Origin of the sequence: Acetobacter sacchari (assembly GCF_017377715.1) — a bacterium.
In the GTDB taxonomy this organism is placed as follows: Bacteria; Pseudomonadota; Alphaproteobacteria; order Acetobacterales; family Acetobacteraceae; genus Acetobacter; species Acetobacter sacchari.
Map to the genome: position 1 here is coordinate 1 of NZ_JAFVMF010000036.1, position 23,156 is coordinate 23,156.

Here is a 23,156-nt window from a genome sequence, read left to right on the forward strand (position 1 = left end):
GCGCCAATCTCATGCGCAGAAATGCTCACCCGTGATTTTCCAAACAGGCTCTTAGGCCGCCAGCAAGTGGCCCGCGTCCTTTCGGAGCCTGACGTGCTTCGTCTGATCGTCGGCAGCAAACTTCCAGCGGCTGAGCGGTTCGAGCGTTGGGTTTTCGAAGAGGTGCTTCCGTCCATTCGCAAGACTGGCGGCTACATCGCGGCGAAGCCTGAGGACACGCCCGAAGAGATCATGGCGAGGGCCGTTCTGGTCGCTCAGGACACATTGAAAGGGCGACATATTTGAGTAAAATTCAAAGGATTTGCATGAGGGTGTGATTTTGTCATTTTTTGGAAAGCCTGCGTTTGCGTGTTTTAGGTGTCAAGCATATGCGCACCACATTTGGTGTAAAGTATACGCAGAACAAGTAATTAGTGGACAAAATCTATTGCGGGATTGGCGCATCTTAATATCCGGCCTTCAGAGGAATGGTGCTTCGGCTGACGAGATAAGGCTTGCGACTCAAGAGCTTCGACCATCCTCTGGTTCGTCTGGTGGCGACCGTCCAATTTCGGGGATGAGTGCGTCGCTGTGTTCTCACTGCCGTTGCTACACGTTGTGGCACGGGGAGGAGGTCGCATACCCACCATCGTCGCCTATAGAGCCACCGGCAGACCTGCCAGAAGAGTGTTTGCTCGACTTTCGGGAGGCTGTCGCTGTCAGGCTTGCGTCGCCACGGGCCGGTGCAGCATTGCTCAGGGCCTGCCTCGAAAAGTTGCTCATGAAGGTAACTGGTAAGGGAAACCGAATGACGCCATAGGCTCATTGGTCGCCTCTGGAATTCTCACTCCCGTCCAGCAGGCATTGGACGTCCTTCGGGTGACAGGAAACAAAGCCCTGCATGGCTACGAAATAGCGGCAGACGGCGACAACGCGGCGTCCTTCGATAGCTTGGTTGAACTGATTGACTTTGTAGTGAAAGATCAGATTACCAAGCCAAAAGAGATAGCAGCACTGTTTCAGAAACTGCCAGATGCGGAACATGCCAAAATCCAAAAGCGCGACAACGGGAAAGGAAACTAGAGAGCCGCCCTAACGCCCTCCGGCATCCCCTTCTCGACCATGCCGAGGATTGCCCGATCATAAAGTCCCCGGTCGAACTGTTTGGCCACATAGGTGCTTCCTGCGAGCGATTGCGGCTTGTGTCCGGCCAAATGGTCCCGAACCAGTTCCGTGCAGGCGCTGGCCCCATTCGCATTGGCCTCTTCCATGTAGGTCAGAAACGTCCGACGCAGGCTGTGGAAGTCTGTGTGGTGATCCTCGCCCAGCACACGCTTGCGGAACTCGGAGAAGCGTTTGGCGAACGTCCATGAGCGTTTCCCGTCAGGTCCGCCCGGAGGCAGTTCGGGGAATAATAGGGCGTCTGGCTCTTCTCCGGCGCTGGCAAGTCGTCTCTCAAGGATCGACTGAACGAGCGGATGAATAGGAATGAGGCGCTGGGCGTTCTTGGTCTTGGCTACATCGTTCGTCACCCGGATAGCCCAGAGCCCGCCCTCCGCTGATGGTTCGATGACCCTGCCTCGCGTCAGGCTGCAAAGCTCATTCTGACGGGCTCCGGTCAGCAATCCAAGGCGCAACAGGTCGAAGATCGCCGGTCCATACTTCCACCGCTTGCCCTCATCGGGGTCGGCATGGAGCAGGGCGACTATTTCAGTCTCGGTAAAGGGGCGTTCCTCGGCCTTGGCTACCTTCTGTTGCTCCGCCCGCTTCTTCAGGCCGGTGGTCGCGCCCAGCCAAGGATTCGCCTCGGAGTAACCCTTTCGCTCCGCCCAATCCCAAAAGGTCTTCAGGGGGCTGATCCGGCTTTGGATCGTCTTCGCGGAAAGCCCGTGTCGCCCCTGCGCCAGCCATTCGGGGAACTCTCCGACGCGCTTCTTGGTGACGGTCTCAATCGCAGTAGCTCGGATATGAGCCGTGGCTTGTTCGTCAGCCGGGACGGTGTCTGTAAAGCGCGTGCCCTGCGTCATCAGGAATTCGCCAAGGAGCCGAAAGGCCAGCCGATGCCCCATGATCGTCTGACGGCGGAGGCCACCCTCGATATCCCGTATCCAGCGATCCAGAAGCTCGCCAAGCGGTGTCGCTTCGCCAAACGCCACCGGCCAGAAGGTCTTTATATAGGCGTCAGCGTCCTTCCCTGCGTTTTCAAGCTCATCGACGCGATCTCTCAATACGTCCTGCAACGTGGAGATTTTACGGTCCCGCTCGCTGGTGGACATCGTTGAGCGCCGTAGGCCGCCATTCGGAGCATCTACCCAGACCTCATCGGTCTCATCTTCGACCGGGGAGGCGTCGGCTATTTCCTTGCGAGCCTCCAGCGCCTCCGTGATTACGGCTTCAGGTTCGGACCATGCGAAAGCCCATGCGGGTTTCCAGTCGCCGTGTAGCGGAGGGAGACCAGCCGCCACCAGTCTCGCATCGACCTCCTGTCTGATCGCCTCAAGCGCCTTCGGACGGCGGGCTATCGCCTCAGCGCGATCCGAGGTGCCCAGAGCCTTCACGATTTCGGCTTTGTGGCCTGTGGCGGCTCCGTATGCCCTGCCCACGTCTGCCCGCCGTTCACGCGGAATATGGAACCGGACTGCCCAGCTATGGCCGCGCCTGAAGATGTTCAGCAATCGTCTGCCCTTGCCTTGGCGATGTAACGCCGCACATGTAACCACACGGCACAGCGCTGTAACTACAGGCTAGGCTAACTGCTTTGATTTAAAAGGAAATTCGCTCTGTGGCGGAGAGAGTGTCCGCCGAACCTTTGACCCATACCGTTTCACGTCATTCCAATAATGACAGATACTATAATGCGACTCGCGATCCTCTGTCCCACGCTGTTTCAGGTTGACCCCCTCAAGCCCGGTTTTTAAGAGGGGTAGGAAGAGGGGGAGCGCCAAATGAGCAGACTCGCGCCAAACAGGCTGACCGCACGGCAGGTCGCTACCCTGAAGGATGGAGCGCTGGCCGACGGCGGCAGTCTCTGGGTGGTCGCCAAGGGTGGGTCAAAAGTCTGGTCCTTCAGATACACCAGCCCCAAGACGGGTAAGCGCCGGGAGATGGGGCTGGGCTCCGCGTTTGACGTCAGCTTGCAGGAGGCCCGGCGGCGAGCGACCGAATGCAGGCAGGCGTTACTCGACGATCTCGACCCTCTGGAAGCTCGGCGCGAGGAAGAGCGCGCCGCCAAGCGTGAAGCCGGGGTGACGTTTCGAGAGGCTGCGGAGCGCTACATCACGGAGCAGACACCCGCCTGGCGTGATCGCAAGGGGCCGTCCATCTGGCTCGGCTCGCTCCGCCTCAACGTATTTCCCGGTATCGGTGATCGCGCCGTAAACACGATCGACACCGAGGATGTCCTGTCCGTGCTGCGGCCGATCTGGAACGAGAAGACCGAAACCGCCTCACGCGTGAGAGGCCGTATCGAGCACATACTTGATTACGCCCGAACGCACGGCTGGCGCGAAGGTGAAAACCCGGCGCGGTGGAAGGGGCATCTGGCGGCAATCCTGCCTGCTCCCTCCAAGGTCGCGAAGGTCGAGCATCACGCGGCAACCGATAGGAAGGATATCGCCCGCGTCATGGCGGCTCTGGCTGCGTCAGGAGGCATTGCCGCAAAAGCCGTCCGGTTCACATGCTTCACCGCGGCGCGGTCCGGGGAGATCCGAAGCGCAACATGGGATGAAATTGATCTCGACACCCGCGTCTGGACTGTCCCTGCTCATAAGATGAAGGCCGGGAGGGAACATCGAGTCCCGTTATCTCCACAGGCGGTTGAGGTGCTGCAGGAAGTCCTTGTCCTGAGGGACCGCCGCTTCGCAGATCTCATCTTCCCCGGTCACAAGGCCGGACGCCCATTGTCGGATGTCGCTCTGTCCAAGGCTCTTCATGTCGCGTCGAAGAGCAGGGACGTTACCGTGCACGGATTGCGTTCGACCTTCCGCGATTGGGCGGCGGAGGACACCGACTATCCCCACGAAGTCGCGGAAATGGCGCTTGCTCATGCTGTAGGGAACAAGGTTGAGGCGGCGTATCGCAGGGGCGACCTGTTCGAAAAGCGACGCGGCATGATGGCCGACTGGGCTGCATTTGCCTGCCCGCCATCGGCGCAGTGACGGGCGGCGGCCTATCCCTGCACGGCCCTGTTAGCAGGCATTTCGCATCAAACCATGCGAGATCGCTTCGAGCAGCAATCCTCGCCATGATGAGGAAACACTTGAATAATCTACTTAGTCTCGTTATCGCGCCGTCTTCCGCGGTTTGCGGAACCACAAGAAGCGGCCCGCGCGGGCCGCGAAACAGAAAGGATATCTTTATGCCGTCTCAATACGAAACCTTTTCATATGATTCCCCAACAACGTACACAGCGATCTGGAAGCGAGGGGGCATCCTAAAGTTAACTCGTTTTTCGTCAGGGACACAGCATCCCGTTACTAAACTGCCCATACCGCACGGTCAGCTGGTGTGCTTTGGTAGCGTAACGAACCTAACGAAACTGAAGTTAGAGTTCTAACGCCCACCCACCAACGTCTCTGTGAAGTTCACCGCAGCACTACTTTCGCAAGGCATGGACACTGAAGCTTTTACGCTGCTTCCCCACTGTAGGATCAGTGTAATCCGCCCGCTCAGACCCGCTGTTATCAGCAAGCTATTCTGGCATTTCTTCCACATTCAAATGCGCCACTTCACCACGGCCCGGGCCCCTCGCGCACGAACATGCTGGGCGGCGGGTCGTCAACGTCATACGGATAGGGAGCCATCCAGCGATTGCGACGTCTGGACCATGTCCACCCTTCATCCCTCAAGCGCTGCGGGTCCACATCGCCGACCAGCCGAAGCTTGCCTGTCTTCGGATCGGTGACGATCTCCGGCGGGGCGCTGGGGAACGGCATCGCAGGAGCGGGCTCCCATCCTGTCGCGTAGCAATCCAGCACGATAGCGATGGCCCTCCGGTGCGTCCGGAGATTGTCGACCGCCTCCCGATCAAGAGCAGGGACGTCACCGAACGCCGTTGGCACGCCGTCCCGCAGTTCCATTCTGACGCCCGCCCACTCCGCATCCCGGATCAAGGCGGGCGCCACACCGGCCAGCGCTTCGGCCCGATCCGCGTCCGTTACGTCAGACAGATCGATCGCAGATGACGTCGGGGGCGTCGGCTTCTCGCATACAGGCTCATCGAGCCACGCCTTCATCGCGAGGCTCACCATAGGCTGTCACACCCCTGGCAATCTGCATTTCCGCTCCGACATCTGTAAAAAGCGGTGTGACGGGTGTGACAGGTGTGACACCTCAAATAAACGGCTGTTTTCTGCCGTTTTTTGTCGCGAAACCTGTCACACCGACCAACACCCCCCGGTGTGACAGGTGTGACACTCTGAGCCCGTGTGACGCCGGGATCACGCATCGCCGCCACCCATGATGTCGCCACTGACGAGGTAGACGCGCGACCGCCCATGTCCGGGCAACCGAACAAGCTGGGCAGATTTCCCTTGGTTGTCCGGGACGAGAAACCCGGCATGGATCAGCACTTTGGCGACCAACGAGGCGTCGAGCCCCTTGCAAACCTCGCCCTTCCACGTCTCGGGCAGGAACAGATACTCCCATCGCTCGTCGTGTTCGGTCACGGCCTTGCGCTTGAAACCGGCTCGGTTGATCGTGCGAGGCTCAATACCGTCCCCGACAAGCGCGTTTTGGGCGCGGCTGAGATCGGTAAAGCGGCTCTCTCCATGCTGCTCGATGAACGCCCGCACCTGAGCGATGGCCTTGCTGTCCTCCCCTGCGCCAGTGCCCCCGCGATCCTCCAGCCATGACGCGAAGCACGCTCCGGCGGCGCGGATGCTTTCGCCGCGCTCCCACGGCAACACACCGTAGTCGGTCGCCAATTCACCGGCTGCGGCGATCAGGGCGAAGCGCGCGGCGACGCTGCGGACCTGACCGTCCACGTTTTCAGCAGGCACATACTGGCGCTCGAACCGTTCACGGATATTGCGGATCGCTGTTTCGAGATCCGTGGGCTCCGCAGCCCTGTCCCTGACGAGCGCATCAAGAAACTTGCGCGACGCCGTGCCGTAATAGGTCCGTGATGCAACACGGAGGTGATCGGCAAGATCGCCGGGCGACCGCATGCCGTGCAGCGCCTCGAACACGCCCATGCCCGCACCAGCGTCAGCGGCGACGTTGACGAGCCGCACCTCCTGTCCGGCCATCGCGCGCTTGCCTGCCTCACCCATTTTCGCAGCGAGCGTCACTTCGCCCGTGGAGAGGAACAACACGCGCCATGTCTTGCGAGCCCGCGCGTCGCCGTTCCGAGATGCCCGCTGCTTGCCGGTATTGTTCGCCAGCATATAGGCGATCTCGCCGACCTCGCGTGGCTCGGCCTGCCCCATCTCGTCGAGAATGAGCACTGTGTCGGAGGTCTCGGACGCAACGCCCTCAAGCCCGTTCGCGGTGCCGCGCCACGCCCGGATTTGTCCCTCCCGGTCGCCTCGGCCCCACACGCTGCCCGCAATAAAGGCCGACGTGCTCTTGCCGCACTGCGATTTGCCGACCAGATGCACGCCGCCGGATTGCTCGCCCATCACGTCGAGCAACGGTCCGGCGAACGCGGCAGCGATGAACAGCGCGAGACGGCTGTTGCCAACGGCGTAGCGCGCTACGTGCGTCTTCCACTCATCAAGCGTGCCGGCTGCCGCGAACTCACGCCCTGAGGTCGCGCGATTGGACTGAAAGACGACGGAGCGCCGTCCTCCGCCGATCGTAAAACCGCCGGGCAGGATAAACGCGTGTCCATCGTGCGTGTGGTGCCACCCCGCGCGATCGACGCAGCGAAGACGCGTCTTCGTATGGACGGATGCGATGAACTGCCTCAGGTGGCGCGTGGCCGAGATCGAGCAATTCAGTCCGGCGTCTTCAAGCTCTCCGGCGATATCCTTGCCCTCGCCATGCACCATCTTTTTAGGGATCGCCCATTGGTGCTCGCGCCGGTCCCGGTCGAGCCACCGGATAAGCAGGCCCCACCCGTAGCCGTCTCCGTCATTTGTTTCCGCGATGACGTCGAAGGGCGCCGATACCCAGATCGGCATCGGTGGGATGTCACCCGTCGCCTCAGGAAGAAACTGTAGCCCTTGTGATGTCATGCTGTATCCGGGCGGCATCTTCACATTGGGTTCGGCTAACGCAGCCTGATCAAGAAACAGGCGCAGGAACTCGACATCCGTAATTTCGCCGCCGCCTGTCAGTTCCAGCGGAATGTCGTCGGCAACGTCCCACCCCTCGGGCAACCCTGTTGGCACGGAGACCAGACGCACGACGCCTGCGCCTGCATCCCTGATCGCAGAGATCGCGGCGTCGGCGTAGGATTGCCCGGCCTGATCATTGTCTGGCCAGATCGTTGCCTGCCGTCCGGCAAGGGGCGACCAGTCGTTATTGTGGACCGCTTTGCTGCCGCCCTGGGAGGTAATGGCGACGAAGTCGGGGAACAACGCTTGTGCGGCGTCAGCCGTTTTCTCACCTTCAACGAGCAGGACCGGCGCTTCCGGATCGGCGGCCAGTCTATCCAGCCCATAAAGCGGCAAGGGTTTTGCTCCCTGCTTCCAATGCCATCCGGTAATGTCGCGGCGTTCCCCGCTACGATCGGTCCACGCACGCCGACCAAAAGCCATAGGGAAGACGTCTTTCCTTCCGTCTTCGTGGTCTTTCCTGAATCGCGCACACAATGGCGCGCCATCCGCATCCCGGTAGACCCACATGGCGGATGCGCCCTTGGGAAGTTTGGGCTCGTCTGGCGCCGGAGATTGTGGCTCCCATACTTCAGTGTCCTCGGCGGCCTTTTTCACGCCGTGCTTTTCCGCTTCGGTCAGACGCGCAAAGCCTGCCTTATCCATTTGGCTCGACAGCGCCGGTAGCGCGCTGGGTGTGGACGAAATGGTGTTCATGCGTCACCTCCGACGCCGAGCATGACGGCGAGCTTTTCCGCAGCCTCTGCTTGCGTGAGTCCAAACAGATAGGCGGCAAGAGACACGGGGTCGCCACCAGCGTCGCCGGTCGCAAAGTCAGACCAGCGCCCGGAGTTCATGTTGATTTTGAACGAGCCGGGCTTGCGATCTCCTCGGCGTGGATTGCGAGCGACCCATTCGCGACCTTCGGGTTTGCCGTCAGGGAGCCAGCGGCCAAGTATTGCCGGGAGGGACGCTATGGCCGCGCGATTGATTGCACCAAAATCGACGCTGCGGGATTTGGTGTGTGGAAGGATGCTCATCTTGCTCCTCCCCGGTGTGATTTTCCGGTGCTGCCAGTCGCCTGCTCACGATGGAAGGCCTTCCATTGCCTGATCAGCGAGCGCTCGTCTTTCACTTCACGCTCGAAGATATTTGCAATCATGCTGGCGTAAGCTGAACCATTGCGGTCGTAAGCCTCGCGGATCAGCGCAGCAATTGCGATTCTGCCGCCACTCATCAGGGGATCGCTAGTAGGCGAAAATCTATTGACCCATTCTTGCCCGATTCTAATAATCTGAGGAGCGGCATACCCCTGTAGCGAGATGTTCCGCAGCATATTCATGCCGGGCGCGCATGATGGAGAAGTCATGTCGCTCATACCCGCGCCTCCCCATCACGAGACGCCGCGAGTGCTGCGGCAACGTTCGGAAATATGACGGGCACCCTCGCGCCCGGTCGCAACAGACCCACGCGCGGTTGCCCATCCGGACCAATCGCGTCATGGAGAAATACCAGTCTGGGGGCTGGCATGATTTGTACATAGCTCGAGCGTCGGCGCTTGCTTGTGCGCATGGCGGCAATCCTTATCCAAGGTTGCCTGCGATTTTTAATGGACGAAGTGCCTGTCGCACTGTATCAGGACGGAACCCACTCCATCACGACACAGTTTCAGGCAGCCGCCCTAATCGCAGGGCGGCTGTTCTACTTCATGGTGATGTTGGCTTGAGGCAGCGACTTCAGCCACTGGATCCCATGACGAAAATCTATCAGCGTACGGCGTCCTGATTTGACCGCGCGCAGGTGTCCTGCCCCGATTTTCCGATACGTGTCCGTCCGACTCATGCCGGATTGCCGGAGCCATCCATCCATGGTCACAAAATGGGGGATATCGCCATCGTCGCGGAAACCCTCGCCATCGTCTCTGGTAGGCAGAACCATTATTAACACCCCGTGTCGCTGGGTGCTGAATTTGAAGCTCTGCATAACGCGGGGGAGTCTGCTGACGCTGAGGGCGACGGCCATACCCACCACACACGAAGTGCAGTGCCAAATTCAGCGACTTTTCGTAATGTCGATCACACAGATCGACAAAGTCGGGCACCGGATAAACCGGTGCTGAATCTGAGTTAGAGGTTGTGCCGTCGTCACCCCTAGGGGCAACGTCGTAGAAACGTATGTAGAACACACTGAAACACCGTTGCAAGATATTTTTTTCATTTGGCGATTCATGCCGCGTTGCAAAGGCTATGTGAGAACCCATCACCGCATTCCCTTCATGGCCAGAATGTCCCGGCAAAGGCTCGCGGTCAGCGCGTCGTCCTCGGCCTCCGAATAGAGGTATTCCAGCGTCAGCCGCGCCTTGTGCTTCAGGTCAGCCAGTGTCCGGGCGCGCGTGGTCGCCACGCCTTGCCGCTCTTGCCGGATGCGTCCCGTGATGCGCTGCGAGCGGTTCCAGACAAGCGCCAGTTCCGCCTGGCTGATGGTCCCGTCGCTGTCGGCCTCGTAGTGCATCCGGTCCCGGTTGCGATCCATCGCCAGCGCGCGGCGCGTCTTTCTCTCGATGGGGGTCATGCGTTCCCCCGGTGATGCAGGCTGCCCATATAGAGATCGAACAGGCGGGCTTTTGCCGACGTCACGAAAGCCTCAACCATGAACTCTGCATAGGTCGGGTCGGGGAATGGTATCAGGGAGACCTTGATCCGGAACACGTCGGCATCCTCGCCGAGCAGCGTTTGCAGGATATCAAGCGGCTGCCCGTCGACGCCCCAATGTTTGTCGGCCCATTGCGAGCCTGACCTGATTGGGTCGTTGACGCCGAGAACCGCATAGGCTTCGTCTCTGGTCATGCGCCGCCCCCTTTCATGGCAGGCGGCTTCCTGTTCGCGGCGTGCAGAAGACGCCAGCGGCGGACGCCTTCACCGCGCACGATCTGGATGGCCTGCTTCAGCGTCACCCCGTCAGCAGCCACGGGCGCATCAGCGAAGGTCTCGCGCGCAATGCGATCGTGCTCGTCCAACTCGGCGGCGAATGCGTCATCGCTCATGCCGTTCAGGAAGGGGAAGTCGGCCAGTTCCCATCCGCTGCCCCATATTGGCGCTTTCTCGACGTCCTCGCCCATGGAAAGAATCTGCCGGATTTCGTTGCCGACAACGGTTGTGGCCAGAGCCGGAGGGATCGGCAAAGTCCAGTCTCTCACCGGCCTATCATAGATCGCCGCCAGTCTGGCGCAGCACTGACGGGCGCTTGTGATGTCGCCCTTCTTTTCCATGGGAATCCACGTCTGGTCCGAGAACTCCACGCAAGGCCAGAACTGCCAGTGCCTGGCGTGATCGTCGGCCATGTCCATGATCCACAGGGATTTGACGCGAGACCAGTCGATCATCGCCGGATCAGGGCAGTCCACGGGCGCGTCTGCACCACTTCCGATTAAGGACATGCTACGCCCTCCGGCTCGCGGGCCATGTCGAGCGATCCGTCGATCACGGCGCATTGCCTGTCGATCTGAACCGCAACCCACTCCATCAGGTCGCCCACGCTTTCGATGTCTCCCGCCGTATCTGGCTGCATGCGGAGGCCCGCGCCTGCCAGCCGAACAAGGGCGCATAGGCGCGCAACGTCGCCGCTGGCGTTTTTGGCGCATGTGATTTCGTCGCCGTCGATCAGAAGATGGCTCATGCGCTGAACTCCGCCGCGTCGAGACGATCGGAGAACCATTCGGTCGTTCTGGTCATTTCCGAAAGCAGAACTTCCAGCGCAGGCAGAATCCAACCCTTGCCCACATCATCGCCGGGGCCGCTTTTGATCTTCTCAATCAGGCAATGCAGGAGCGTGAGCCGCCCGTCTGTTCTTGCGCAAAGAACTCGGCTCGACGTGAGTAGGGCGGACAAAGCGTTGCCTGCCGCTCCGACGTGTTCTTTCGGGCGCTCGAACGGCGTCCTACTCTCAAGCAACCTGATTGCGTCGCCGCCCGCCGCCGCCTCGCACCATGCGTCTGTCGATTCATTGTCGATCCTGTCATCCCTCATAGGCCCGACATAGTAGAAGGCGGCAATCGCGATCTGGCGGGCGATCCAGCCATCCCAGGTTGTCACCTCAACCCGCGCCATTTCGTCGAGCGCGTCGCCATTCTCTTTCCATGCCGCCTCGGCTTCCTTGGGCGTATCCTCGTCTCCGCTCTCGTCTGTGATCCTGCGCGCCCATACCTCGCGCTCCGTGACTTCCTGCGCCTTGCGGATCAGGTCGTGGTCGGACGTGTTGAGGGCGTGCGTCCTGATCGGGAACAGGAGGCCGAGGTCGCTCGGCGTCCCAAGGGTCTGTGCAACGGCGGGGCTCATCGGACTGCCTCCAGACGGAGCGCATGTCCGGACGCGACCGGATCGGGGGTGGCGATGCCTGCCAGCACGGCAAACAATATAGCCGGGGCTATAATGATTGAGCCCGCATACCGGGCGAGAGTCGAGAAAGTGGTTGTACGGGGTCGAGACCGTACGCTATGGGCGTGTTCAGCCATTGCCTGCTCCTGACACGAGCGGTTGTGGTCAGGCCGGATGTGGGAGGGTCCAAGCTCCCCTTCCGGCCGCTTGTTCCTTGCGGAACGTCCTCATGGATGCCACTATGCCTCTATGAACGCAAGCACAAATGGCGCTGACGAGGACATTACATCCGCGCAAGTTCGCGCGGCTCGGGGACTGCTGGGCTGGTCGAGAGACCGTCTGGTAGACGCGAGCGGTGTCCCCAAGAGGACAGTCGTGCGGCTCGAAGACGAAGTTACATCCCCCAGAGCAGCAACCCTCGCCGCCATCCGCACCGCCTTGGAGACCGCAGGCGTCGAGTTCATCGCGGAGAATGGCGGTGGGGCGGGGGTGAGGTTGAGAAGGGAATAATCATGACAGCAATGCAGATCGCCGCTCAAACCTGCCTTCTGGTTCACTTGGCGTCCTGTACGGCCCGATGATCTATGAGCGACTGTGACGCGCTACACGTATGGTAGTAGTATAGGCAGGTCGTTTTCCAGACCGAATCGATTCGGACTAGCCTGAGGTCGCTGTCATGCCTAAAAAAAAACCATCAACATCCGCGTCGATTAGCAAACGCACCTCAACCTCCGGTCAGAATCACAGAGAAAAAAGTAGTAAGGTAGCGAAAGCACCCTCCAAGACACTTGGTATATTTGAGGCAGCCGGATTTCAGCACATAAAATCTGACAATATTCATTTTTTAGTCTCCCAACAAATGGGGGAGATTGACTATGTTTTCGTGTGGGAGAACGTAATTCTTCTCGTAGAAGAAACAACAGGGGAGGATTTATCAAAGCATCCTCCAAAAAAAATACATTTCCATAAGTTAATAGATCAAAATAAAAATGACTTTTTTCGATCTTTCAGTGCGGCTTGCCCTGAGTTCGGAACTTACATGTCGGGCGATTATCAGGCCAACGAAATGGAAATTCGTCATGTTTACTATTCAGAATGCCAGTTAGTACCTTCTGGGATTAGCTTCAATCCTCAACCATTCAAAATTATGCAACCATCCGATGGCGCATATTTTGAAAAATTAACTAAAGATATCCAAAAATCATCTAAATATGAGTTATTAAAATATCTGAATGTTAAGCTATGCGATGTCGGCCAATCTCGGATCAGCGGATCTGGGGTGACTTCAAAATCGTTTGCGGGATTCGCTTTACCCTCCAAGCACACAAATTATCCAGATGACTTTGTTGTAGTAACATTCTACGCTGATCCAGCATCCTTGATCCTCCGAGCATATGTTCTCCGCCGAAACGGATGGGAACAACCCACTCTTTCATATCAAAGATTTGTGCAGTCAGAAAAACTCACATCTATGCGTGAGTATCTGTCCAAAAATGGCAAAGTATTTATCAATAATTTGATAGTTACTCTGCCAAGTAATTCGATTATGCAGGATGCAGATGGACAAATTATTTCGCCTTCAGAACTCACGCAAAAAACCTCTGTTAAATTGATTCTCCAAGACGAATTGGCAAGCATTGGAATCGTTGATGGTCAACATAGAATATTATCATATTTTGAAGGTGTCGATGCTATAGATAAAGAAATAAAAAATATTCGACAGCGACAAAATCTTTTAGTTACCGGAATCATATTCCCAAAAGATTACGATGACGAACGAAAAATGAAATTTGAAGCTGAATTATTTCTGTCGATCAATAACACGCAAACCAGCGTCAATCCTGAACTAAGGCAAGACTTAGAGGCGATAATAAACCCCTCTTCCCCCCTAGGTATGGGGCGAACAATTATTCATAAGTTAGCTGAGACAGGCGCCTTAAGTGGGTTGCTCCATGTCAATCAGTCTGACTCTTCGAATTTAATATCGACCGGATCTCTTGGCCCCCATGTGCTTCAGCAACTTGTACGAAGCACCAGCCCCCTTTACAAAGAGTGGGCAAAATCAAAATCAGTAGATTTGTCGCTAGAGAAAGATAGAGACAGCTTTGTTGATTACTGCGCAAATGAATTACGCTCGATGCTCGGTGCGGCAGCAGGGATAATGGAACCAAAATGGAAGCCGGTAGACATTGGTGGCATCCTATCTACCGCCGTGGTGGGGGGATTTATGCTTTTACTTAATCGTTTATGTAAAGTACATTCTTATCCCCGAGATTACAAAAAACTTCTTTCTCCAATAAAGAACTTTGATTTTTCTAAATACACTAGTAGCAATTGGGCACGAATGGCGCGCGAAATAATGCAAAAAATCTCCCCTAATGAGGGCAGCTAGTCTATGTAGGGCGTTGAGCCCAGAAATGATCTGGCCGTTTTGCGACCGCTGAGTTGGGGCTAGGCACATGGACATCTTGCTCTAACGGCCGCACCTTTGCATCACCGTTAGTTGCATCGAAAAGACGGCGACGAGCGATTTCACAATAACGCTCGTTTAGCTCCGCTCCCAAAAAACGTCTGTTTTCCAATAACGCCGCCACACCAGTAGACGCACTGCCTGCAAATGGGTCGAAAATAATATCGTCTTTCTGACTCAACGCTCTTATCAATCGCTGCGGAATTGCTACAGGAAACTGACAAGGGTGTTCGGTTTTTTCAATGTGTTTTGCTTTTACATTGGGTATATCCCATACGTCAGAGGGATTTTTTCCAAACGGATTACCACTGAACTCACCTTTTTTGGGGCCTCGGGTAGCTCGTTTACCGGGATATTTTTGCGGCACACGGACAGCATCAAGATTAAAATAGTAATCGTCACCCTTTGTGAACCAAAGAATTAACTCATGCCGACCGCTAAATCTGTTGTACCCATGACGGCCATGGCCAAAAGTCCAAATGATACGGTTCCGCAAAACAACGTCCTCGCAGAATCGCTTCATAACATCGAATACAATATAATCAAGTGGTGTTAGATTATTTTCGCGCACGTGATATCCAACTTGCCAACAAATACTGCCACCTGGACGCGTAATACGAACTATTTCAGGTAGTATTGCATTGTGGGCAACTACAAAATCAGTAACGTCGCTGCCCGATTCGTATTCTTTTCCCATACAATAAGGGGGAGACGTAACCGTTAGCGCGACGCTGTTGTCTGGGATCGCCTTGAGCAAAGCGATACAATCACCGTTGAAGATGGTGGCTCTATGCTGGCCAGAACTGGCTCGCGCTGCGGCGACTGATGCTCGACGGTATATCATGAGGTGAATATAGATCTCTCGGGAATAACTGACCAGTCATTCCCCTCCAAGTTTTCTTCGTTTGCGAATCGGCTCATTATTCCATTACAAACAGTGAGTTGTGCGGTTGCATATGTTTGGTGAGGGTGCCCACGGCGCACAAACAAGTCCCGCGCCGATAAGCGGCCTCGACCTTAGTTGCTGATGGCGTGCGCCAGCGCCATCTCTCCGACGTCGCGGAGTTGGCCTGACTCCATCGTCCAAGGCGGCACACGGCGACTGCCCCGGCAACCACGCGCCTCTTCCCCTCCGCATAATTTTTGTATATACAATAACCCATGCTGGTCATCACATGGGACGAACCGAAGCGCCTGAAGACCAAGCGCGAACGAGGTCTCGATTTCGCCGATCTGACGGAAGACTTCTTCCTGTCGGCCCTTCTGATCCCGGCAAAGCAAAATCGCATGATGGCTATAGGACCGTTCTCTGACGGCACTATCTCCGTCGTGTTCGTGGCTCTCGGGACGGAGGGCTTGTCAGTCATATCCATGCGGCCAGCTAGCCCAAAGGAGCGGAAACAGTATGAAAAAGCTGCCATCCATTAAGGCTATCTCGGATAGCGAAATTCAGGCGATGATTGATTCGGACCCGGACGCCCCGGAAGCTACCGACGAACAGCTTGCCCGCGCCCGTCCGTTCGTCGAAGTGTTCCCTGCGCTTGCCGCCAAGATGAAAGCGGGCGGCGTCACTCACCGTCCGATCGGTCGCCCACTCAGCGCCAACAAGAAGGTGGCAGTCTCTCTGCGCCTCGATCCCGACGTTCTGGAGAAGTTCAAGAGCGCCGGGCCGGGATGGCAGGCGCGGATCAACGAGGCCCTGCGGAAGGCGTAAGGCGGCGTTTCTCGGCGCTCGCGCCGCGCTCAACAGCGCCCTGCGCGAAACAGGCCGTAGTCCGCCGGATTGCGTAAGGCCTCAGCCGATGGCAAACCGCAGCCGATGCAACGCCTACTTGCCGCCGCCCTACTGCTCGTCCCTCTCGCCGCCCGCGCCGATTGCCTCGACCAATTCCCCGGCAAGCGCGCACCGACTGCATCCACCGCCGTCACGCTGCTGTGCTCCACGTCCTTCGCGACCGGGTATTCCGCCCCAACCAGAGAGCCAGCCTGGAGCGTGGAGCACCTGACTGAGGAAGGGGTTGCAGCGGCGGAGAGATTGCAGGGCCGAGCGACGTTTCACGAGGATCTGAGAATACCAGCGAACGAGCGGTCGCAACTGCTCGACTACAGGCGATCCGGCTGGACACGCGGCCATATGGCGCCATCGGGCGATGCACCTACGCATGACGCGCGGGTAGAGACATTTGCCCTGTCCAATATCGTCCCTCAGGCGTCCAAACTGAACTCCGGCCACTGGAACCAGATCGAGCAAAACGTGCGGCATCTGGCCGAACGCGAAGGCGAAATCTACGTCGTGACCGGCCCGGCATTCCGCGAGCCTCTCGGAACCATTGGGCCTGATCATGTCCGGGTGCCGTCGTCCGTGTGGAAAGCAGTTTACGCGCCGTCTCTGGCGTCTGTCGCGGTCGTCGTGTGCAAGAACAGCGCGCCCTATTCCTGCAATGCAGTAGGTCTTGCCTCGCTCCAGCGTGTGACCGGCGTTGATCCGTTTCCGGGAGTGCATTCGGACGAGCGCGCGGACAAGGCTGGGGTTGGACGGATGCTTCTGCGATAGCCCTGGGCATCAGAACGGCGGCTGGCGCGCCCGGCGGCAGAGCGAGCACCTCTGTTTGACGAATAATTGTGGTGCTTAAATTCTCTGTTATTGACCGAACTCCAGCAATCTGTCGTGATTACAGGTAGTCAATGCAGCATGAGTGGCAGGAACGATGGCGGCCGATGCAAATGGTGAAGAAGGGCTCACCGTTGTCATTTCTCCAATACAGCTTGCAGCTATTCTACGGCAGGAGACCATAAGCGCTTCTGAAACCAAAAGCGGCCGTTTCTTCACACGTGCATTTGGAGTTCTTCAGATCGTAGGGGGAGCGTTAGAGCTTCTCACAGCAGGCACGATGCTGGCGGCGCCCGACCCGACCATGGTGACGAAGGCCGGTGCGGCTGTTTTGGGAGGACACGGCGCAGACGATGTCTATAGTGGGTTCTCTCAAGCGTGGAGTGGCCACGCCTCCAGCACGCTGACAGCGGAGATGGCTCGTCGGGCCACGCTCCTGTTGGGGTGTCGACCTGAAGTCGCCAACGGTGTTGGGCTGCTGGCCGATATCGCTGTTCCGACTTCGGTCGCCTCCTACTTTAATGCTGCGCGAGTTGCATCCGTGTTCGGCGGCCGGATAGCTTTGGACCTGGAAGAGACGCAGTTTATAAATGGCCAGCAGGTTGGCGCACGACTGGGGCATACGATCAGTGGACACGTAGACCCATCAGATCAAGCAATTTTAGATGTCCTGAAGCCCTATGTAAAAAACGGAAAAACGGTGAAAGGGAAAAGCGCATCTGGAAAATTCTACAGTAAGGTTGATGCTGAAAAATATATAAGCAGAACCCTGACGGAGAATAAAAAATTAATTGAAGAATGGTCCAAAAACCCCACAAAGACAAAAAATCTTGTTCTAAAGACGAGAAACAACCCATTTTTTCCGTTTGTAGACTATTCAGTTGGAACCGTGGCGACTAAAGCATCCCCTGTTCTTAAGAAGACAAACGCGATGACCATTGTTCTCAAAAAGGGACACGTAAATGGCCGGGACTGGTTTATTCTCACAGCTTACCCAAGCGACGCGGCGGCTCTTTAGGTCTCATGAAAAAAAATATGGCGCCTTGAGACAGTTCATCGGCGGCGTATTTCATCAGGACTGTACACTGGAGGAATATTTTGATGACGATGACCGAAAATTGGTAATAAATGCAATAAAATATTCCTTCGAGAATAACGCCCACGGAGCCTCCGGTCTTGGCGATGTATTAGAAGAATTAGATAATTACCTCGATAATCACAAAGTGGTTACGGAACACGATTTTCGTATGTTGGGCTTTGATTATATCCCCGACGATATTTCGTTCCGCGATTTTCTGGTTTTGATGAGTGACGCCATGAAGAGTGCATTGAGCGAGATGCAGCCTAACGTCTCCACTGTGGGGGCGCAGCCGTAGTCGGTTCCTTCAAGGGGGCAGCAATTCCGGGACTTGGATCGTAGGCCGTGCGAAGCGCCCTCCATCGACAGCCGATCGCCCGGCAAACCGCTGTCGATCCCGTCAAGTCGCCACGGCCTCGGGCGTGCCTTCGACAGTCTGTCACACCTGTCACACCGCCCTCCAATCAAGGTGTGACACCTTCTGCACCTCTACAGCCCGCACTCTTCTGGGGTTTTTTGTCTCTGTCACACCTGTCACACCTGTCACACCGGAAAATGATAGGGTCGGACGCCAGAAGCGCTTTCAGCGGGTGTCACACGGGTCTACAGGGACTTGGGTAACGCACCGCACGGGGAACAATACTCATGCCTCCATTGACCCGCGTCATAGGTCGCCCCGGCAGAGTGATCATGCTGGCGGCGCTGCTCGGCAGCCCTGCTTTGGCATCCCCGGCGTTCGCGCTCGATACGACCACCTACCGTCCCCAGCCGACGCAGACAGTTGCACCTCCGCAACCTGATGAGTCGCAGTTGCTCGAGCATCGGCATTACCAGAACGTCGACGGCAAGGAGGTTCACTCGCCCGCCCATACAAAGGGTGACGTTGTCCCCTCCGGAGCATCGGCCAGGTGCGGCGACGGCAGTTACAGCTTCAGCCTGCACCACCGCGGGACGTGCTCACACCATGGCGGCGTGTCGGAGTGGCTGGGCGGCTGAACGGTGCTGGTGGAGCGTCGCCTCAACCGGCATCGGTTGACCACTATCCGCCTGCGCTCCGCATCAGCAATCGATACAGCAACGGCCCGACTGACTCAGTGAAGGCCCGGTCTATCCGGTCCTCGGCGGCGCGGATTGCCGTGACGATACGACCATATGTCTCCGCGTGCATGCCTCGGGGGCGGCGCGGCACGTCGTCATAGCGATAGACCGGCCCGACATGGCCTAGCCTCCGGAAGAGCTTGCGGCGCTTGATATGGCCGCGCCCCACGATATCAGCGCCCTTTGTCTGGTAGGTCATCCCGCAGCAATGGCGGCAGGCGATATGCTTCTTGTCTGTGGTCAGATGCAGGGCCGTGCCCCGCGCGCCGCATGACGGGCAGATCAGCCAGATCCGGACGCCTCCGTAATTGCACGGCGACGACGATAGCGGGACGAGGTGCGTCACTGTCTGGCCGTCCAGATCCCACGCCAGCGAAAGAGCGCGCCCGATCATTCTTGCGGCAACGTCGCCGACGACTGGCCACGACAGAACGCCATCAAAGCCCGAGTTGAGCGCGCCGACCTTCCGAAGGTTCGACACATGCAGTGCAGGCGTGCAGCCGACATACGCCTTGCCCTCCCGCCTTCTGCCGGAATTGGGTCCACCCATTATAAAGCCTCATATTTTCACGAAATCATTAGCGAAAAGAGTACCAATTCCCTTGGTGCTATGGTACCGTTTTTTCAATGAAACCTGATAATATTTGGAGATATTGAAAATGGGCACCACGGGAAGTGGATACATGAAGGGAAACGCCCTTCTTCCCTCCGCCGGAGGGTTCGCGGCCCCCGGACTTCGAGACGTTGCGGGCAACCGAACCGCGCTGCGGGGCTCGCAGGGAGGTCCTGTCATCAACGCTCTTACCGGCGCGCCTGTGCTGTCCGAAGCAGCGCCGGTCGCGCAGGCGCCTGCGGCAGCCTCCGGGCAGCAGCCTTCCCGTTTGCCGCATTCGGGCTCGCAGTCCTTCTATGATCAGGCGCGCCAGATAGACGGAGCCCGCCTGTCCCCGCAGGACCGGGCGGCGGCCGGAGACCGGATGGCGATGATGGCGGGCCTCCTTGGCGCGATTGCCCGCAAACCTGACCTCACACGAGAAAGCATTCTTCAGGCGGGGTCTGAGGCAGTGAAGCGCGGCGACGTTTCCGGAGCGGATGTCGAAGCATTCCTGGGCAGGGCTCCGAAGAACCCGAAAGCCCTGCGCGAGTATGTCGACCGCAATTTCACTGACATGCTGATGGCTTCAGTGCATCTGTCGAATGCGCGTGATGGCGGAGGGCAACGCTGATGCCCGGTTTCGATACAGGTGCAAGCGCTCTGCTCGGGATCGGCCAAGGCGTCGTTCAGCCAGAGACCGATCCCTGGAAAAACTTCGAGAGGGTTCTGAACATCGCGCGCGGCATCAACGAGCTTCGCTCAAGCCGTCAGACACTCGCGGCCCGAGAGGCAATAGGCCGCCACTATCAGGAGGCATACGACGCCAACACCGGCAAGATGTCGTATGACCGGCTGCAATCCCTGATCGAACAGGATCCGGCTACCGCATGGATGGCCCCTGAATATTCAAAGCAGCTTCAGGAGCAGCAGGGTCGCCAATACGGGCTGAATGAATCCGACCTGAAGCAGAAAACGAACAGGATGGAGCCGTTCAACCGGGCCATGATCCCGCTTCTGTCGCTGGGCGACCGTGTGCAGACGAACGACGTTTACCGCGTCATCAAGGGACTTCACGCGGCGGGCCTTCCGGCTGACGAGTTCATAGCTGACGCGCAGCAGACGATGCCGCTCATGGACCCGGCGCAGCGGTCGGACCCGCGCGCGGCTGGCGCGTACGGCCATCAGTTGCGGGACTGGATCTATTCCCACGCCACACGCGCGATGTCGCCGGAGGTCGCAGCCAGGTATTCGACGCCGGACATTCAGAACATCAACACCGGCGGCGAGATCAGGCCGACAGACGAAAACGTCTACACCAATCCCGGCATCGTCGGATCGCAGATCAAGGCGACGCTCTCGCCCGCTGAGCAGATGTCGCCCCAGAGCGGCGTTCATCCAGACGGGTCCGGATACACGATCACAACTGGCGATCGGGCGGCCCAATCCGGCCACGCAGACCTCCTGCCTCAGCGTGGCTCCGATGTCTTCGGAACGGGCCGCGTGCCGATGCCGGACGGGCAGGCCGCACCTCAGCCTGCCGCACCTGAAATGCAGACTTCCGTTGGCACGGCGCAGCAGGCGGCGGCGCAGAACGCCGGGCAAGGCAGCGGCAATGACCTTCATGCGATGTATGCGAACAATGCCGGTTCGGCGGCCCGCATTTTCCAGATTCAGCAGGCGCAGCGCGCTCTTGAGGCATCGGGCGGCGTCGGGCCGGGCACCGAAGGTCTGCAGCACATGAAGTCGTATCTCATGGCTATGGCGCCGGGAGTGGCGAGGACAGTCGGCTTCGACCCAGCGCAGATCGCCAGCTACGACGAAGCCAAGAAATACATGACCCAGATCGCTATGGCGCAGGGCGGCGCTATGGGATCAGACAGCCGCATGGCGACGGCCATATCCGGCAACGCTTCAATCCACATCAGCGACCTTGCAGCGCGCGACGTGTTAAAGGCCGCGTTGGGCCTTGAGAGGATGGGGCAGGCGCAGACCTCAGCGTGGAGCCGCGCCGGACTGCCCGAAAGCCAATACGACCAGTGGGACGCAAACTGGAAACGCAGCGTCGATCCGCGGGCTTTCGTGTTTGACGAACTGACGCCCGAGCAGCGCGGAAAGGTGTTGCATTCCATACCGCTGAAGCAGCGGAGCGCCTTTCTAGATCAGGTATGGGATGCGGCGCAGAGCGGCATGATTGACGGCGAGCGAGCCGGGTTGGGGGCGCACTGATGGCGGGGCTCGACAGATACGCCGAACACTTCGCCGGAGCGTCCAAGGCATGGAACGTCGACCCGCGTTTGTTGCGGGCCGTCGCCATGGCCGAGAGCGGCGGCGACGAAAACACGCCAGACAGCCGCGCCGGTGCGGCTGGCCTCATGCAGATCATGCCCGAGACGGCGAAGGGCATGGGGGTCAATCCCTATGTCCCGCAACAGGCGATTTACGCCGCAGCGAAGTTGCTGGACGAAAACCTGAGGCGCTACGGAAACGTCCCCGACGCCCTGCGCGCCTATAACGCGGGAACCGATCGGACCCGCTGGAACAATCCCGAGACGCAAAGCTACGTGTCGCGCGTGGCGAGCTATTTCCCGGCCCGACAGGACGCCCCTGCACCGCGCCGGACGGAGACAGGCGCAATGAGCCAGCAAAACAGACAACGTCCTTCCGATGACGCGTTGATGGCGTCCCTTACTGCTGGATCGCCCTCGCAACAGGCTTCCGCCAATCAGGGATCGCGTACCTCCGGAGGGCGTCCCGATGACGATGCCATGATGCGGATGCTGACAGGGGGCGCTGCTACACCGCTCCCCACTCGAGCCCACGCACACCAAGGATCATGGGTCGGTAATCTGGCGCAGTTCGGCGCGGATGCGGTCGACGCCGCCGGTCGCGAACTGAGCAAGCCGATCATCTTCGCCGAGAGCCACATTCCGGGCGTCGCGAAGGCCTTAAAGGGCACCGGCTACGCGCCGGACGAGTGGCGTGACCTCAACAAGTTCCGTGAGCAGGAGCAGGCCGGAGATTGGGGCGCGGGCGCGTCGCGGCTCGGCGGCGCGTTGCTCGGGGACTCTCTGGTTGCGGGCGGCGTGAGTAAGCTCTTGCCAGCAGCAAAAGGCGGGATGCTGGCGCTGGCAGGGCGGCGCGCGGCGGAAGGCGCGGCGACGGCGGAGTTGACAGACCAGAACCCGCTTCTTGGCGGTGTCATCGGAGCGGGAAGCGTCCCGGTTGGCGCATTGGCGTCCAAGGTTGGCGGGAAGCTGGTTCGTCGCGGCGGCAATGCGCTCGACCCGGACGGCGTGGCGACCAGAGGCGCGGAGCCACAGCCCGCAGATATGGCGGCAGCCAGCGAGGCGCACGGGTCGCCGCCCGAAAACTCTGCGGCATCGCCGTCTGGGGATACGCAAGTCCCGCCGGAGGCCATCCGCCTCGGCCTTTTCACGTCCCCAAAGGACGCTGAGAAGCTGGCCGGGCGCATCTGGGATGATGCTCAAAAGGGCGGTCCGGTCTCCCTGATCCAGTCGAAAATACCTGGCGTTCACCTCACGGCGTCGCAGGCCACTGGCAACTCAGGACTGGCGCTTATCGAGCGGAACCGCAGGGCCGCAAACCCTAACTTGTTCACGGCGCTGGAGCAGGCCAATGCCGAGGCGCGCAACGCCTACGCGCAGAAGGTCATTGGCACAGAGGACCAGTTGC

Annotated in this window: 26 protein-coding genes; 14 read left to right on the top strand and 12 right to left on the bottom strand. The window is 58.6% G+C overall.

Translation table 11 applies throughout. The annotated features are described in order from the left end of the window. Together J2D73_RS19250 and J2D73_RS19255 are read left to right on the top strand one after the other, a co-directional pair. Positions 1–285: BRO-N domain-containing protein (locus J2D73_RS19250; RefSeq protein ID WP_279380959.1), on the top strand; the 285-nt coding region annotated here is incomplete at its 5' end. Between the two features lie 573 nt (positions 286–858). After that, positions 859–1,062 carry a hypothetical protein gene (locus J2D73_RS19255; RefSeq protein WP_207883958.1) on the top strand — a complete coding sequence of 68 codons (204 nt, stop codon included), beginning with the start codon at positions 859–861 and terminating at the stop codon, positions 1,060–1,062. Here the strand turns inward: J2D73_RS19255 and J2D73_RS19260 are convergent. After that, positions 1,059–2,582 carry a tyrosine-type recombinase/integrase gene (locus J2D73_RS19260; RefSeq protein WP_408736865.1) on the bottom strand — a complete coding sequence of 508 codons (1,524 nt, stop codon included), beginning with the start codon at positions 2,580–2,582 and terminating at the stop codon, positions 1,059–1,061. The genes J2D73_RS19255 and J2D73_RS19260 overlap by 4 nt on opposite strands. A 342-nt stretch (positions 2,583–2,924) precedes the next feature. Between J2D73_RS19260 and J2D73_RS19265 the strand changes: the two genes are divergently transcribed. Then, positions 2,925–4,136, top strand: a complete 1,212-nt coding sequence (locus tag J2D73_RS19265) for a tyrosine-type recombinase/integrase (protein ID WP_207883960.1) — start codon at positions 2,925–2,927, stop codon at positions 4,134–4,136. A gap of 570 nt (positions 4,137–4,706) precedes the next feature. Here J2D73_RS19265 and J2D73_RS19270 read toward each other — a convergent pair. The 9 genes from J2D73_RS19270 to J2D73_RS19310 form a co-directional block, all read right to left on the bottom strand. Next, positions 4,707–5,228 (bottom strand): hypothetical protein, encoded by a 522-nt coding sequence (locus tag J2D73_RS19270; protein WP_207883962.1) that lies wholly within the window; start codon positions 5,226–5,228, stop codon positions 4,707–4,709. Between the two features lie 189 nt (positions 5,229–5,417). Continuing rightward, entirely contained in the window at positions 5,418–7,955 is a 2,538-nt protein-coding gene (locus J2D73_RS19275) for a DUF927 domain-containing protein (RefSeq protein ID WP_207883964.1), read from the bottom strand. Then, positions 7,952–8,278, bottom strand: coding sequence for a hypothetical protein (locus tag J2D73_RS19280; protein ID WP_207883966.1), 327 nt, complete (start codon positions 8,276–8,278; stop codon positions 7,952–7,954). Before J2D73_RS19280 ends, J2D73_RS19275 begins: the two co-directional genes overlap by 4 nt. Next, positions 8,275–8,616 (bottom strand): hypothetical protein, encoded by a 342-nt coding sequence (locus J2D73_RS19285; protein ID WP_207883968.1) that lies wholly within the window; start codon positions 8,614–8,616, stop codon positions 8,275–8,277. The genes J2D73_RS19280 and J2D73_RS19285 overlap by 4 nt, the downstream gene beginning before the upstream one ends. An 881-nt stretch (positions 8,617–9,497) precedes the next feature. Beyond that, positions 9,498–9,809, bottom strand: coding sequence for a hypothetical protein (locus tag J2D73_RS19290; RefSeq protein ID WP_207883970.1), 312 nt, complete (start codon positions 9,807–9,809; stop codon positions 9,498–9,500). Further along, complete coding sequence (locus J2D73_RS19295; RefSeq protein ID WP_207883971.1) at positions 9,806–10,084, bottom strand: hypothetical protein; 279 nt, start codon at positions 10,082–10,084, stop codon at positions 9,806–9,808. The genes J2D73_RS19290 and J2D73_RS19295 overlap by 4 nt, the downstream gene beginning before the upstream one ends. Beyond that, entirely contained in the window at positions 10,081–10,674 is a 594-nt protein-coding gene (locus J2D73_RS19300) for a hypothetical protein (protein WP_207883973.1), read from the bottom strand. Before J2D73_RS19300 ends, J2D73_RS19295 begins: the two co-directional genes overlap by 4 nt. Continuing rightward, on the bottom strand, positions 10,665–10,913 hold the full coding sequence (locus J2D73_RS19305) for a hypothetical protein (RefSeq protein WP_207883974.1): 249 nt from the start codon (positions 10,911–10,913) through the stop codon (positions 10,665–10,667). The genes J2D73_RS19300 and J2D73_RS19305 overlap by 10 nt, the downstream gene beginning before the upstream one ends. Next, positions 10,910–11,572 (bottom strand): hypothetical protein, encoded by a 663-nt coding sequence (locus J2D73_RS19310; protein WP_207883975.1) that lies wholly within the window; start codon positions 11,570–11,572, stop codon positions 10,910–10,912. The genes J2D73_RS19305 and J2D73_RS19310 overlap by 4 nt, the downstream gene beginning before the upstream one ends. 288 nt (positions 11,573–11,860) lie before the next feature. On the opposite strand from J2D73_RS19310, the gene J2D73_RS19315 reads away from it, so the two are divergent. After that, entirely contained in the window at positions 11,861–12,121 is a 261-nt protein-coding gene (locus J2D73_RS19315; protein WP_207883976.1) for a helix-turn-helix domain-containing protein, read from the top strand. 166 nt (positions 12,122–12,287) lie between these two features. Beyond that, positions 12,288–14,003, top strand: coding sequence for a ParB N-terminal domain-containing protein (locus tag J2D73_RS19320; RefSeq protein ID WP_207883977.1), 1,716 nt, complete (start codon positions 12,288–12,290; stop codon positions 14,001–14,003). 1 nt (position 14,004) lies between these two features. On the opposite strand, the gene J2D73_RS19325 is transcribed toward J2D73_RS19320, so the two are convergent. Then, on the bottom strand, positions 14,005–14,838 hold the full coding sequence (locus tag J2D73_RS19325; RefSeq protein ID WP_207883978.1) for a DNA-methyltransferase: 834 nt from the start codon (positions 14,836–14,838) through the stop codon (positions 14,005–14,007). A 404-nt stretch (positions 14,839–15,242) separates the two neighbouring features. Between J2D73_RS19325 and J2D73_RS19330 the strand changes: the two genes are divergently transcribed. The 6 genes from J2D73_RS19330 (at position 15,243) to J2D73_RS19355 (ending at position 18,766) form a co-directional block, all read left to right on the top strand. Further along, positions 15,243–15,509 (top strand): BrnT family toxin, encoded by a 267-nt coding sequence (locus J2D73_RS19330; RefSeq protein WP_243430112.1) that lies wholly within the window; start codon positions 15,243–15,245, stop codon positions 15,507–15,509. Next, positions 15,487–15,795, top strand: a complete 309-nt coding sequence (locus tag J2D73_RS19335) for a BrnA antitoxin family protein (RefSeq protein WP_243430113.1) — start codon at positions 15,487–15,489, stop codon at positions 15,793–15,795. Before J2D73_RS19330 ends, J2D73_RS19335 begins: the two co-directional genes overlap by 23 nt. A 105-nt stretch (positions 15,796–15,900) precedes the next feature. Then, positions 15,901–16,635, top strand: coding sequence for a DNA/RNA non-specific endonuclease (locus tag J2D73_RS19340; protein ID WP_207883979.1), 735 nt, complete (start codon positions 15,901–15,903; stop codon positions 16,633–16,635). Between the two features lie 154 nt (positions 16,636–16,789). Further along, positions 16,790–17,710, top strand: coding sequence for an RNase A-like domain-containing protein (locus J2D73_RS19345; protein ID WP_207883980.1), 921 nt, complete (start codon positions 16,790–16,792; stop codon positions 17,708–17,710). Next, positions 17,655–18,068, top strand: a complete 414-nt coding sequence (locus J2D73_RS19350) for a hypothetical protein (protein ID WP_207883982.1) — start codon at positions 17,655–17,657, stop codon at positions 18,066–18,068. Before J2D73_RS19345 ends, J2D73_RS19350 begins: the two co-directional genes overlap by 56 nt. 347 nt (positions 18,069–18,415) lie before the next feature. After that, a complete protein-coding gene (locus J2D73_RS19355) occupies positions 18,416–18,766 on the top strand; it encodes a DUF3761 domain-containing protein (protein ID WP_207883983.1) in 351 nt (116 codons plus the stop codon). A 43-nt stretch (positions 18,767–18,809) separates the two neighbouring features. On the opposite strand, the gene J2D73_RS19360 is transcribed toward J2D73_RS19355, so the two are convergent. Further along, positions 18,810–19,418 (bottom strand): hypothetical protein, encoded by a 609-nt coding sequence (locus J2D73_RS19360; RefSeq protein WP_207883984.1) that lies wholly within the window; start codon positions 19,416–19,418, stop codon positions 18,810–18,812. A 133-nt stretch (positions 19,419–19,551) separates the two neighbouring features. Here J2D73_RS19360 and J2D73_RS19365 point away from each other — a divergent pair, with 133 nt between their 5' ends. From J2D73_RS19365 to J2D73_RS19375, 3 genes are all read left to right on the top strand, one after another. Further along, positions 19,552–20,094 (top strand): hypothetical protein, encoded by a 543-nt coding sequence (locus tag J2D73_RS19365; RefSeq protein ID WP_207883985.1) that lies wholly within the window; start codon positions 19,552–19,554, stop codon positions 20,092–20,094. Continuing rightward, positions 20,094–21,689, top strand: a complete 1,596-nt coding sequence (locus tag J2D73_RS19370) for a hypothetical protein (RefSeq protein ID WP_207883986.1) — start codon at positions 20,094–20,096, stop codon at positions 21,687–21,689. The genes J2D73_RS19365 and J2D73_RS19370 overlap by 1 nt, the downstream gene beginning before the upstream one ends. Then, a partial coding sequence (locus J2D73_RS19375) for a lytic transglycosylase domain-containing protein (protein ID WP_207883987.1) occupies positions 21,689–23,156 on the top strand: 1,468 nt, incomplete at its 3' end. The genes J2D73_RS19370 and J2D73_RS19375, both read left to right, overlap by 1 nt.

Coding starts and splice junctions, on each gene's coding strand:
- J2D73_RS19265 (WP_207883960.1), top strand. CDS start 2,925: ATGAGCAGACTCGCGCCAAACAGGCTGACCGCACGGCAGGTCGCTACC.
- J2D73_RS19270 (WP_207883962.1), bottom strand. CDS start 5,228: ATGGTGAGCCTCGCGATGAAGGCGTGGCTCGATGAGCCTGTATGCGAG.
- J2D73_RS19275 (WP_207883964.1), bottom strand. CDS start 7,955: ATGAACACCATTTCGTCCACACCCAGCGCGCTACCGGCGCTGTCGAGC.
- J2D73_RS19280 (WP_207883966.1), bottom strand. CDS start 8,278: ATGAGCATCCTTCCACACACCAAATCCCGCAGCGTCGATTTTGGTGCA.
- J2D73_RS19285 (WP_207883968.1), bottom strand. CDS start 8,616: ATGAGCGACATGACTTCTCCATCATGCGCGCCCGGCATGAATATGCTG.
- J2D73_RS19290 (WP_207883970.1), bottom strand. CDS start 9,809: ATGACCCCCATCGAGAGAAAGACGCGCCGCGCGCTGGCGATGGATCGC.
- J2D73_RS19295 (WP_207883971.1), bottom strand. CDS start 10,084: ATGACCAGAGACGAAGCCTATGCGGTTCTCGGCGTCAACGACCCAATC.
- J2D73_RS19300 (WP_207883973.1), bottom strand. CDS start 10,674: ATGTCCTTAATCGGAAGTGGTGCAGACGCGCCCGTGGACTGCCCTGAT.
- J2D73_RS19305 (WP_207883974.1), bottom strand. CDS start 10,913: ATGAGCCATCTTCTGATCGACGGCGACGAAATCACATGCGCCAAAAAC.
- J2D73_RS19310 (WP_207883975.1), bottom strand. CDS start 11,572: ATGAGCCCCGCCGTTGCACAGACCCTTGGGACGCCGAGCGACCTCGGC.
- J2D73_RS19315 (WP_207883976.1), top strand. CDS start 11,861: ATGAACGCAAGCACAAATGGCGCTGACGAGGACATTACATCCGCGCAA.
- J2D73_RS19320 (WP_207883977.1), top strand. CDS start 12,288: ATGCCTAAAAAAAAACCATCAACATCCGCGTCGATTAGCAAACGCACC.
- J2D73_RS19330 (WP_243430112.1), top strand. CDS start 15,243: ATGCTGGTCATCACATGGGACGAACCGAAGCGCCTGAAGACCAAGCGC.
- J2D73_RS19335 (WP_243430113.1), top strand. CDS start 15,487: ATGAAAAAGCTGCCATCCATTAAGGCTATCTCGGATAGCGAAATTCAG.
- J2D73_RS19340 (WP_207883979.1), top strand. CDS start 15,901: ATGCAACGCCTACTTGCCGCCGCCCTACTGCTCGTCCCTCTCGCCGCC.
- J2D73_RS19345 (WP_207883980.1), top strand. CDS start 16,790: ATGGCGGCCGATGCAAATGGTGAAGAAGGGCTCACCGTTGTCATTTCT.
- J2D73_RS19350 (WP_207883982.1), top strand. CDS start 17,655: ATGGCCGGGACTGGTTTATTCTCACAGCTTACCCAAGCGACGCGGCGG.
- J2D73_RS19355 (WP_207883983.1), top strand. CDS start 18,416: ATGCCTCCATTGACCCGCGTCATAGGTCGCCCCGGCAGAGTGATCATG.
- J2D73_RS19360 (WP_207883984.1), bottom strand. CDS start 19,418: ATGGGTGGACCCAATTCCGGCAGAAGGCGGGAGGGCAAGGCGTATGTC.
- J2D73_RS19365 (WP_207883985.1), top strand. CDS start 19,552: ATGAAGGGAAACGCCCTTCTTCCCTCCGCCGGAGGGTTCGCGGCCCCC.
- J2D73_RS19370 (WP_207883986.1), top strand. CDS start 20,094: ATGCCCGGTTTCGATACAGGTGCAAGCGCTCTGCTCGGGATCGGCCAA.